Raw genomic sequence first — 11926 nt, 5'->3', positions numbered from 1 at the left:
TATGTAAGAGAGTTTTTATGGCAAGAAGAACACAAGCGCAAATGGCAGAAACACGTGCGAATTTGCTAACTACAGCGCGAGAGCACTTTAGCCGGCTTGGTTATGCAGAAACTTCAATGGATGAAGTTGCAGCAAGTGTCAATCTCACACGTGGTGCCCTTTACCACCACTTTGGCGACAAACAAGGCTTATTTACTGCCGTTGTTGAGCAAATCGACTCACAAATGAATGCACGTTTACAAGCAATTACTCACCATACTGAAGACCTATGGAACAGTTTTTGTCAGCGCTGTCATGCTTACTTAGAAATGGCATTAGAGCCCGAATATCAACAAATTATTTTTCGTGACGCGAAAGCCGTATTAGGCGATTTCTTAGCTAAATCAAACTTGCAATGTACCGAACAGATTGAACGTTTACTCTATGAGCTCGCCAAAAAAGACATTATTAAAGATATTGATACCCACGCATTGGCTTTTTTGATTAATGGAGGTCTCGCTGAAGCGGCCTATTGGATTTCACAAGGTGATAGCCAACAGCGATTAAAGAAAAGTATCGCTGCCATCGATATCATGTTATCAGGGCTATTACTCACGAAAGGCTAACTCTGCATTGCCTTTCGCTGGCGCTGATATTTTATCAGTGCAAACAATATACTTGCTGTAAAAAAAACAGGCACTAGCAGTGTCAGTTCTAAATATACAAAGCGATTAAAACTAAGCACATCCCCTTTCATGGCTAAATTATAAGCAAATGGTAAGGAAACACACGCTGAAATAATGGCAATCTTGAGCAATACCATTAACTTTTTCGCATACCGTAGCTGCTGAACTGCAGATTGCCGGCGGTAGAACTGCTTGTATTTTATCAACAAGTACAACGCCCCCAATAAAGAGCCAAGGTGTTGCAGTAATTTATAAATAGCAATTTCTTGGCTATCTGTCATGTTAAATACGACAATCTGCAAGAATTCGGCGTGCCGAACAAAAGCCCCCGACTGATGAGTAAAAGCATCCCAGATAATATGGCTTGCGGCACCAATATAAAAAGAAAGCACGACAATACAGAATTGTCGAAGTGAGCTTACACTTCTGCTTTTTAGGGGAAATGGGACAGCATAGTGGAGAAAAAAAGCACTTTTTTGTACAAAAATAGTGATGAGTAAACATAATGGTAAGCCAGTATATAACCAGCCTATCAAGTCATGAGCCGTAGTCGCTGCCGAGTACCACATCATTGAATAAAATAGATCTGGGCTTAAGCTGCCTAAAATTAAAGCAGGCAAGCTTAAAAAGCGCCCAAATCGACTTTGTTTAATCGGAAAAACAACCGCAGGATGGGAAAAAGTCCAAGGCATGGCAAATTGCTCATTAACGTCATCAATATCCCGCCATCATGATAAATAAAACCCAATAAATATAGGCGAAATATCGGAAATATTTATTGGGATGATAATTACCTAAAGTAAAGCTTGGAAAGTCTGCTTTAATTTGTCTACATCTTGCTGAGTTGTTGACCATGAGGTACAAAAGCGAATACAGGTGGTTTCCGGTGTCGGCTTACAAATTAAGCTTAACTGGTAGTGCGTTAATAATTTATTCGCCAATGCATTGGGAAAAATAACAAAAACTTGGTTTGATTCTACAGGCGCAAGAAACTGGAAGCCCTTTTCGGTAAAAAATGAAGCTAATTGTGATGCCATCTCATTAAGGTGGCTTCCCAACTTAAAATACAAATCATCATTAAACAGTGGCTCGAACTGGGCAGCGAGTAGCCAACCTTTTGCTTGTAACCCACCTTTTTGCTTAATACTAAAACGGAAATCTGATTGCAATGCGGGGTTTACAATCACTAAGATCTCCCCAGTTAATGCGCCTATTTTCGTTCCACCGATATAAAAAATGTCGGTCAATTTCGCGACATCTTCAATGGTTAAATCACTATATTTCGACATTAAACCAGAAGACAAGCGAGCACCATCCATAAATAACAGTAAGTTATGAGCGTCACAAATCTCGCGTAGCGCAACTAGCTCTTGTTTACGGTAAACAGTGCCAATTTCGGTTGAATTACTGATATAAACAAGCTTAGGCTGGACAGTATGTTCATCACCATGCTCAGATAACACTTTAGTAATATGTGCGGGGGTTAATTTACCTGATGGTGAGTCAATGGTAATGACTTTATGGCCTGTCGCTTCAATTGCCCCCGTTTCGTGGACTGCGATATGGCCACTCTCCACGGTGATCACCGCTTGGTGAGGTCGTAATACATGGGAAATCGTTGTCAGGTTAGTAATTGTACCGCCATTAAAGAAATGAACATCAGCACTAGGTTGGCCAATCCTTAATCTAATTTGAGCCGTGACCCTGCTACAAACCTCATCAGTGCCATAACCTTTGAAACGTTTCCCTGATAAATCATTTAAAGTCTGCATAACTGCAGGGTGGGCTATCTCATTATAATCATTTAAAAAGCTATACATTCACTTACCTACCAATACCTAGTTATATTAATTTATAATCATCATTTATAGGTGTATCCAATTTATTATTCAATGATATTTTTTCTATATAAATACCAAATTTAACGATTAATATTATTTAATCTACTGAAATGAAATATTAAGTCATTCATGGTCTATTTAATTGATAAATCGGCATACTGTAAAAGGTGAATTTAGGGTTGAGAACGCCTAAACGTCAAATTATAGCGATAAGGCCCTAACAACGGATGTACACCTGGTTTAATACGACGTACTCCATGATAATTCAGCCGTGACTGGCCTCCCCAGACCAAAACATCCCCATGTTCTAAATAAACAGCGACTTTAGGCGCATCTCGTGTTGCCCCACCAAAATCAAAGGTGGCTGGTAATCCTAAAGAAAAAGAGACAATCGGCTGAGTGAAATTGGCTTCGTCTTTGTCTTGGTGCAATGACATTGCAGCGCTAACTGCATATCGGTTAATTAAGCAGGCATCAGGGATAAAATGATCGAAGCCAGCGGTGCTCGCTGCAGAAATTGCCAATTGAACAAATGGAATAGGCATAGGTTGCCATAGTTCATTAGTGACAGGGTCACGCCTACTATAGCGGTATCCCTTCTCATCGCTTACCCTGCCCCACTCACCACAGTTAGTCATTGCTGCAGACATTTGATAGCCATTTGGGGTTGCCATGTGCCTTAATGGGTTAGCAGCAATAACGTTGCTTAATGACTGCAAGAGTGCCTCACTTTGCCCCAGTAAAAACCCTTTGAGTAAAAAAGCTTCTGGTGCAATTTGTACCGTATTTTCTTCATCAGGAAATAACATATTAGCCACTTATTTATAGACCGCATGAATACTCTAATGAATATTAACACAGGGAAAAGTTGCTCATTGCATCTAGTTAACAACTTACAGGCAATGAACAACTTATAGGCAATGAGGAACCTACAGAGCTTACTTTAACGTTGATAAGTTAAAATCACTTTTCTTGTTTCCGCTCGTTGGCTCGCCCACACGCTGAGTAAAATGACAATCATACCAATAAATTGCAAGGTGCTAAGTTGTTGGTTGAGATAAAACCACCCCAAAACTACTGCACTCACAGGGCTTAAAAACCCAAGAGACGCAACTGAACTTGGGCCTAGTATTGCAAGCCCACGGAACCATAAGGCATAAGTTAATGCTCCACCAATAAGCGTTAAGTACCCCAACCCAATTAAATTTAATGAACTCAACGCTGGCAACGCTGGCAAAGCTGGCTCAAACACAATGGCAAAGGGTAATAAAACTAGCCCTCCCGCAGTTAATTGCCATGAAGTAAAGGTTAAAGCACTGACGGGTGGCTGCCAGCGGCGGCTTAATACCGTTCCCGCCGCCATTGAAAATGCGCCGGCTAACCCTGCAATAATGCCTAGCGGATCTAAAGCTGCATTCGGTGTTAAAAGCAATATCGCCACCCCGAATACCCCTGCAATTGATGCCATAATAGAAACTGGTGATAAACGGCTATTTAACAACCAACGACTTAAAAATAAAACAATTAATGGCTGTACAGCGCCAACCGTTGCAGCCACACCACCAGGTAAGCGATACGCAGCAATAAACAATAACCACCAAAATAGAGAAAAATTTAAAACACCTAATATCACTACACGTAACCACCAAATACCCTCAGGTAGTTTTCGTAGCACGAGTATCAATAGCAACCCTGCAGGTAAAGCGCGCAATACCGCCAATGTTAATGGTATCCCTGCGGGTAACATTTCTGTTGTCACTAAGTATGTACTTCCCCACACAATCGGTGCTAATGCCGTCAACCCTAAAACCGTTAGTCGATTCATATTTCTGCTCTTTCAGTTTATCTTGACGTCAAGATATGTGCATTTTACCTTGACGTCAAGATAAATAACCGCCATTATTTGCCTATGGATAGAATAGATAAAATCACTCAACAGTGGGAAAGAGAACGCCCTGACCTCGATATTAGCCCAATGGGATTAATTGGTCGGTTGGGTAATGTCGCGTACCACTTAACTCGGGAAATGGAAAAGGTCTTCGCTCAGTTTGGTCTTAACCGTTCAAGTTTTGATGTGCTTGCAACTTTGCGCCGTGCAGGAGCCCCCTATACGCTAAGCCCAGGGGAAATGCTCTCAACGTTGATGGTTACATCGGGGACAATGACTAACCGAATAGACCAATTAGAAAAAGCGGGGTTAGTCAGCCGCCATGCCAACCCTGATGACGGCCGCGGTTTTTTGGTTTCACTAACAACCGAAGGCTTAACGCTAATCAACCAACTTATTGAAGCACATACACAAAACCAAGCCCGCCTCGTTGCTAAATTATCGCAAAAAGAACAACAAGCATTAGATCAGTTACTGCGGACATTCTTAGCGTCATTTGAGTCTAATGAGAAGTAACACACTGTTGATACATAATGAGGGAGTGATCTTACTCCCTCTTATATTATTGATTAAATTGAAAAGGCAATGGCATTTGTAACCTTTCAAAACGGCCACATAAATAGACTAACTGTAATAGTACTTCGGGTTGTAAGTCACTGGAGGCAATCAATGGTTTGAATTGATTAGCCAACCAAAGAGCCCCCAAATCCTCTAGCGTTCTAATAACGTACGCAATTTCATTTTGTTGGGTTTGGGATAAACATTGTCTTCCTGTGCACGCTTGCGTTTCCAATACTGAAAGTATTGGCCGAACAAGCTGGCTAGCCAACGTTAATTCAGGCACAAAAACTTGGCTTTTTTGCTGCTTTTTCGCCATATATTCGATAATTTTATTAAAAAAGCCTGAACGTTGTTTCTTACGTGGTGTACTTTCAAAGTCTAAGTAGAACAGCTCAATACCGTGTTCCTTTTTTAACCATAGCGTTTTGGGTACCAACTGAATCGCCTCTTGCGAATGACTTACCTGCACCGTCACAGCACAAATTGGCCATTGCTGTTTCGTAATAAACCGCAATTCTTCAATTTTATGGTCATCACTCCCTAGCCAGTTTAACCGTAAAAATGCCCGATTTTGTTGTGCGTCAGTCACCGCCCATAAGACACATTGTTCTGTTTCATCCCAATAGAGCGGCTCATAGTCATCAATATGCAATAAAACCGGGGAAAACCGATTGTCTTGTGTGAGTGTTGGCAATTCATTAGCCGCCAGCTGCCAATCGGTATAACCAAATTCAGCTTTAATGTTAAGGTAATCATTGGTTGTTACCCCCTTTTCTTTAGTGCTAACCGCATAGCTTTCGCCAGTGGCTGATAATTTACCTTCCTCTGATAACCGCGGTGAATGCAATTTAAAGGGGGTTTTCATCAAACTTTCGGCTGTATGTTTCCATAACGCCAGTGTTTGCCAAACATTTTGTCGATTAAACGTTGGGTCAAGGCTATTACTACGACCTTGCGTGCATTGAATGATTTTTTTATTTTGCCGATCCCAGAAACTCAATGTAGCTCCAATCGCACCACTCTCGGTTTTCCACCAGTTTGCATCAATAGGCAATAAATCAAATTCTATGGATTTATCGCTATACTGCCGTCTTTGTAACCCTTTGAGTTCAATAAGCTGATGTTCATTTGCTACTGATAATTGGTACAAATAAGCTGATATCTCGGCAATTAACCGCAAAACTTGCCCTTCATCCATCGTAAAATGTTTGTCAGCTAAGCGCTTAACTTGTTGGCTAAGGCGTCTCATATCATTAGCTAAGCGAGGCAGCCCTTCTGCTCGTGCTGACATATTCAGTAATTGCAACTGGCTAGCACTGCTTTGGCTAATATGTGACAGTCCTTGCCGTAACATATCCTGAATAAATTGTTCGATGGAACCCATCACCACTTTATCGTCTTGGCTAAGTCCCTGTTGATGCACTTGACCTGCGGTTAGCTCTTCTGGCCAATGCCAATCTTGGCCATGCTGAAGCTTCAATTTTGCAATAATAGCGAGATGAACCGCATTTTTTTGTTTTTCGGGTAGAGATGAAATCATGCCCTGTAAGCCACTATTACGCATATAAATAATTGGCTCATCATATTCTGGCAGACTAATTTTTAACTGGTTGGATTGCGCTTCATAAACCAGTTTGTCGTCTTGCCATTGCGCTATAAATTTCAGCGCTAAACGAAGTTCAGGCTTAGTTGCTTGTTTGATTAAGCTCTCTGGTTGCAGTGCGAATAATTCGCTTAGTACCGTTTCACTGGCTATCGGTTCCGCTGGATCAATTTCTGTAGTTGCATTCGACTGTACCCACAAAACTGCCGCCAAAATGTGTTTACAACACCCTGTTGCGGGGCAATCACAAGTGGCTTTTTGGATCCCTTGCGCATCTAAAGAAACGCTTTGACCATCACTCGTAAATGTTCCAGCGTCTAAGTCTGTTGGGTTAACCTTTTGGTTTTCAACATCTTTGCGGGCACGTCTCAGTAACCCCACATTCGCAAATACGGCTAATGCATCGTCGTCATACTGTAAATAACTGTTTTTCCAACTCATTGCATGACCTCAGCTAACCATTGAGCAAAATGTTCCGGGGTTAATGCAGCAACATGCATCCCTCTATCAGCGAGTTTTTGGGCAATTTCAGGATCATAAACGGGAAGTGCTTCATCATCCAACGCGGCTAAACCTAACAACTTCACTTGTTGGCTATGCAAACGTTGTGTGCAATTTAGTAAATGATTCAGCGCGCCACCCTCTTCAAAATCGCTGATTAAGCTAATCACCGTGCGTTTTGGGTTACGTATCAAACTTTCACAATATTGCATCGCTTTAGCGATATCCGTTCCGCCACCCAATTGCACGGTCATTAACACTTCAACAGGATCTTGTGCAAGGTGGCTTAAATCAACAACTTGAGTATCAAAAACGACCAAAGACACGCGTACAGTCGGTAATGCCGCTAAGATACTCGCGCACACGGCCGCATACATAATAGAACTCGCCATCGAGCCACTTTGGTCAACACACAGGATCACATCCCACGGTAAATGTTGTTGTTGACGAGAATTAAAATGAGGTGTTTTTATCACTAACCGTTGATTTTGTTTATCGTAATTTTTCAAATTAGCGGCAATCGTCCCTCGCCAATCAAAATTACGGCTGTTTGGGACCAGTGAACGTTGAAAGCGGTTACGTCGTCCTGTTAGTGCGTGGCGAAATTGGTTACGTATTTGACTTAGAATATCATCCACGACTTTGCGTATAATATTTTTAACGGCATCACGGGTTTCTTCATTCATCTTCCCGCGTAGGCTTAACAACGCTTTTGCGAGGGACTTTGTCGGCTCCATGGCATTTAGCGCTTGTGGGTCCTTTAACAAACTACTGATCTCATAACGTTCTAAAGCCTGAGATTGCATCCGCTCAAAGGTACTATTAGGAAACAATTTACGGGCTTGGTTTAACCAATTAACCGCGGTCAATTGGGAAGCATCTAAAGAACCATGACGTCCAGTTTCTTGCTTTAAGCCTCGACGTTGGTATTCTCTTCGATACAAAAAGTCCAAAGAACGTTCTATTTTCAACTCTTCAGCACTGAAGGTGGCTTGGCCAAGTGCGTTATCGGCATATTGCCCGAGTATTAAACGCCAGCGCTTAGCCAGTAGAAGTTGTTCAGGGGTTAATGTGACATTTTTTTGACTCATTATTTACCTTCCTGAGCGCGAGCAAACCAACTTTGTAACCCTAATTCAGTGAGCTGGCTTTGTAATTGTTGTTCGAGTTGAATAACTTGCATCATTTGTTGCTCATTAAACTCGGTTTGGTGCAGTGTGAGTTCTTTTGCCTCAATCGCTAAGTCTTGTGCCACATATTGTGCCATTTGTGCATTTTGTTTAGGCGTTAATTGGCTAAATGCAAACCGTAAATCGGGTAATACTTGAATAAAACGCCCTTCATCCCATTCACTAAGTAACTGATTTAACATATCAATGAGTAATGGTATGCGTAAGACTAACTCGGGTGCGGTTCGCATCACACCAATAAAATAGCCAATGGCCATTTCAGGATCACTACCGGAGCTGAACGCACGCTTAATCTCTTCTGTTAGAACGGATTCATCTATTTTTGCCCCGAGATAGCGCAAAGCATCCACCGCACCTTTTAAAAGTGGCGTATGGTTTAATTGACCTTGACAGCGGTCTAATTCCTGATAAAAATCAATGGCATAATCATGGTTTTTATTGATTTCAGGCATGAAAGTGACTAATTCACGGCAAGAAAGCAAGGCTGAGAAATGGGGTTCTTGCTGCTGTTCATCCCCCTGCGTAATTTGTGCAAAGCAATAAAACGCTTGTTGCAACAAGGCATCTAAACGTGCTTCGATAGCAAAACCATCGTCAATATCAAAGAATTGGCGCCCCCGCCACAGATGAACAAGTTTATGACCACACGCAATCAATGACGCAAACTTTGTATCCTGTTGAATATAACCATCTAACAAGGAAAATAATGCCGGCATCCGTTGATGCAACCCAATCAATGCTGCTTGCATGAGTAACCCGACCGCACTTTGGCTTGAACGACTAACACCTTGCTGTTCTAGGTTTTTCTCCATTTCAAACAAACGGTTTAGGGCAATAGCTTTTAATTGTGTTCCTTGTTCTGATAAGGCAATTAATTCCCCTTCAACATTGGGCGTCCACGCGTATTGCCATTCTTCAAACAATAAATCCATTTGGTTACCAGAAAAAAAGTTTGGCCCAGATAGATGCTTAGCAAAATGGATATCGAGAAATGCTAATAAATGCAGGAATCGGCTACGCGCACGATGTTGTTGATTACGATAGACATCTAAGCGACTCACCTTACTTAAGGTGTCATCAAGTTTGAAACGAAAACTTTTTGCGATTTCATAAGTTTCAGTGACCAGCGGAGGCGTTGCTGTCCCTTTGGGGATTTTCCCGAGTAAAAAGCCAGAGAAACAGGTTTTTATTTCCTGCCAAAGCTCAATTTGGCTTTCATCTAAGCTACCTTTGATAAAAACACTTTGTAACCCATCTAACAGATCATAGCGCCCAGGACCTGCATGCCCACGAAAGGCGGCAAGACGAATGCTTTGCTCTGCGGCCAATTTAACCGATAGAAAGCCAGGAGCGGCTTCAAATTGCTTTTCACGTAAGACATGCGCAACTTTAGACAGATAGGCAACACCTAAACGATTTCGATAAGCTTGTGTAGGTTGATTGTCGCCTGCCATCTGGGCTTGGCGTTGCTCTAATAATGACAACCACGACTGCTGGTAAAATGCGGGGGAAGGCATCCCTGATGCATAGCCATTCAATGCATCGAGTTTGTCATAGCTATAGCGAATAAACCAAGCCTTGTCTTGTTCGCCCAGTTTTTGCTGTTGGATAAACGCTTTTTGTTGTGCCGCAGAAAGCTTAAACTGCTGTTTGCGCGCCTCTTCCAACCCTTCAAGTAGCGCAAGGGTATGGAATCCCCCCGTTACCACGACAATTTTAGCTTCCGGATGTTGGGCTTTAATGGTTTGGATATGCGACTGCATATATTGCTCACGCTGTATGGAACCTTCTGACTCAAGGACTTGGGGTTCATAATCAAGTCGTGCCAGAGCACACCAGATAAAGCTATCCATAAAAAAGGCTGGCCAATCTGCGAGCTGTTCAATTGCTCGTAATTCAAAAATCTGTTCCCATAATTCATCATGGTCACGGCAACCACTTTTTTTCGCAAGCTGGCTAATAAACAAGCTATGTGCTAAGTAGCGCTCTTTCTGCAAACTTTGAGATTGCAGATCATTTGCTTCATCTTCATTAACTTGTGCTGTCCATGGTAAATCAATAAAACGTAATTGGGCTTGGTATTGCTGGCCTATATGCAAAGCTTGCCATTCAGGGGAATATTCACAAAAAGGAAAATAGGCAGAGCGAGTGACGGCGTCACTTTTATCATCCTCCTGTGTGGTTTTTAACTCTGTTTGCGCCATAATAGCGACAGGTGGCTGAGTATCATGATGTAGCAAACTGGTCAGTAGCCCATTAAAACTATCAGGCCCTTCAATTAAAACGTAATCGGGTTTTATGTGCTCAATCAAAGACAGTGTGCTGTATGCACACGCAGGGCTATGATGACGAATTGGCGCAAAATAAATACCCACTGACTCAAGTTGTCGCCTATCTTGTAATGCTTTTTCAATGCGTTCTGGTAAAGGTATCGATAGCAAGCTCACCGCTGTTTCCCTAAGGGTTATTCGCCTTAAATGGCCTTTTGCTGATTTAGTTATCATGAAGACGAATTAGCAGAGCCCTCACGGCTCTGCCATTGTGATAAAAAATTTATTGCCAAAATGCCCTTGATGCATCAAAAAAGGCTTTCCACTCTTGGCTGTGTTTTGCCCTTTCTCTCGCGACATTATCAATGTAATAACGCATCCGTTTGATATCATCAGGGTTATCTTTTAACACCACACCAATAAGCTGCCGTGCAACGGCCCCTGCATTGAGCGTACCATCGCCTAAGTAATGGGCTTCAAGCGCACATGCATAAGCAATATTCACGGCCTCAGCTGTCGACATCACCGCATCTGGGGTTTTAATATTGCCCCCATCTTTGGTATTCCCTGAACGCAACTCTTGAAAGGTGGTGACTAACAGTTCAATAACGTTGCTAGGGATAGTCACTAGGCCGTTGAGGTCGGCTAACTCTGTGGTTAATTGCTTATTAATCAGTTCAATTTCAAAGGCGGGGTCTTGGATTGGCCGCACAGTTTCAAAATTAAATCGGCGTTTTAGTGCTGATGACATTTCATGAACACCGCGATCACGCAAGTTCGCTGTACCAATCAAATTAAAACCTTGCTTCGCGCTGATCCGTGCATTGTCTTTCATTTCCGGGATCATCATTTGCTTTTCTGACATTAAGCTGACCAGCACATCTTGAATTTCAGGTGGGCATCGGGTTATCTCTTCAAAACGAACGATTTTACCTTCTTGCATGCCTTGGTATAACGGTGAACTCACCAGAGCCTTTTCCGTCGGGCCTTCTGCTAGTAGCAAAGCATAGTTCCACGAATATTTAATATGATCTTCAGTTGTACCTGCGGTTCCTTGAATGGTTAAACCTGAGTCACCACTAATTGCAGCAGCTAATAATTCCGATAACATGGATTTCGCTGTCCCGGGTTCCCCCACTAGCATTAGTCCTTGTTTGCCTAATAACGTCACAATTGCGCGGTCAACTAAAGCATCATCACCGAAAAATTTTGCAGAAATATTGAGTGATCCATCACCTAAGATAAATTGCCTAACGGCACGAGGCGATCGCAACCACCCTTGTGGTTTCGGGTTCTGTTTATCTGCTTCGGTTAAACGTGCCAATTCATCGGCAAAACGAACTTCTGCGCTTTCACGCAGAACATTCCCTTGTGTTGTTTTATTTTTAGTCATTCCAAAATCCTACG

Annotated in this window: 10 protein-coding genes; 2 read left to right on the top strand and 8 right to left on the bottom strand. The window is 42.3% G+C overall.

From position 1 onward, the window contains the following. Nucleotides 1–17 precede the first annotated feature (17 nt). Nucleotides 18–605: a TetR/AcrR family transcriptional regulator gene (locus CYG50_RS08750; protein WP_102138557.1), complete on the top strand. Its 588-nt coding sequence runs from the start codon at nt 18–20 to the stop codon at nt 603–605. On the opposite strand, the gene CYG50_RS08745 is transcribed toward CYG50_RS08750, so the two are convergent. The 4 genes from CYG50_RS08745 to CYG50_RS08730 all read right to left on the bottom strand — a co-directional run bounded on the left by CYG50_RS08745 (nt 602) and on the right by CYG50_RS08730 (nt 4331). Then, nucleotides 602–1357: a DUF4184 family protein gene (locus CYG50_RS08745; RefSeq protein ID WP_102138556.1), complete on the bottom strand. Its 756-nt coding sequence runs from the start codon at nt 1355–1357 to the stop codon at nt 602–604. The two genes, CYG50_RS08750 and CYG50_RS08745, sit on opposite strands and share 4 nt — an antisense overlap. A gap of 102 nt (nt 1358–1459) precedes the next feature. Next, on the bottom strand, nt 1460–2485 hold the full coding sequence (locus CYG50_RS08740) for a threonine aldolase family protein (RefSeq protein WP_102138555.1): 1026 nt from the start codon (nt 2483–2485) through the stop codon (nt 1460–1462). A 194-nt stretch (nt 2486–2679) separates the two neighbouring features. Beyond that, nucleotides 2680–3315, bottom strand: a complete 636-nt coding sequence (alkB, locus tag CYG50_RS08735; protein WP_102138554.1) for a DNA oxidative demethylase AlkB — start codon at nt 3313–3315, stop codon at nt 2680–2682. 134 nt (nt 3316–3449) lie between these two features. Further along, on the bottom strand, nt 3450–4331 hold the full coding sequence (locus CYG50_RS08730) for an EamA family transporter (RefSeq protein WP_102138553.1): 882 nt from the start codon (nt 4329–4331) through the stop codon (nt 3450–3452). An 84-nt stretch (nt 4332–4415) separates the two neighbouring features. On the opposite strand from CYG50_RS08730, the gene CYG50_RS08725 reads away from it, so the two are divergent. Then, the gene (locus tag CYG50_RS08725) at nt 4416–4910 is read left to right on the top strand and encodes a MarR family winged helix-turn-helix transcriptional regulator (protein ID WP_102138552.1); all 495 of its coding nucleotides are present in this window, start codon (nt 4416–4418) and stop codon (nt 4908–4910) included. Between the two features lie 46 nt (nt 4911–4956). On the opposite strand, the gene CYG50_RS08720 is transcribed toward CYG50_RS08725, so the two are convergent. The 4 genes from CYG50_RS08720 to CYG50_RS08705 form a co-directional block, all read right to left on the bottom strand. Next, entirely contained in the window at nt 4957–6999 is a 2043-nt protein-coding gene (locus CYG50_RS08720) for an SWIM zinc finger family protein (protein ID WP_102138551.1), read from the bottom strand. Then, nucleotides 6996–8150, bottom strand: coding sequence for a VWA domain-containing protein (locus tag CYG50_RS08715; RefSeq protein WP_102138550.1), 1155 nt, complete (start codon nt 8148–8150; stop codon nt 6996–6998). Before CYG50_RS08715 ends, CYG50_RS08720 begins: the two co-directional genes overlap by 4 nt. Beyond that, a complete protein-coding gene (locus CYG50_RS08710) occupies nt 8150–10696 on the bottom strand; it encodes a DUF5682 family protein (RefSeq protein ID WP_102138549.1) in 2547 nt (848 codons plus the stop codon). The genes CYG50_RS08715 and CYG50_RS08710 overlap by 1 nt, the downstream gene beginning before the upstream one ends. A 106-nt stretch (nt 10697–10802) precedes the next feature. Then, nucleotides 10803–11912, bottom strand: coding sequence for an ATP-binding protein (locus CYG50_RS08705; protein WP_102138548.1), 1110 nt, complete (start codon nt 11910–11912; stop codon nt 10803–10805). Nucleotides 11913–11926 lie beyond the last annotated feature (14 nt).

The sequence above is a fragment of the Providencia huaxiensis genome (assembly GCF_002843235.3).
In the GTDB taxonomy this organism is placed as follows: domain Bacteria; phylum Pseudomonadota; class Gammaproteobacteria; order Enterobacterales; family Enterobacteriaceae; genus Providencia; species Providencia huaxiensis.
Note: the sequence above shows the minus strand (reverse complement) of the source record. Positions and strands in the feature narration are given on the sequence as shown.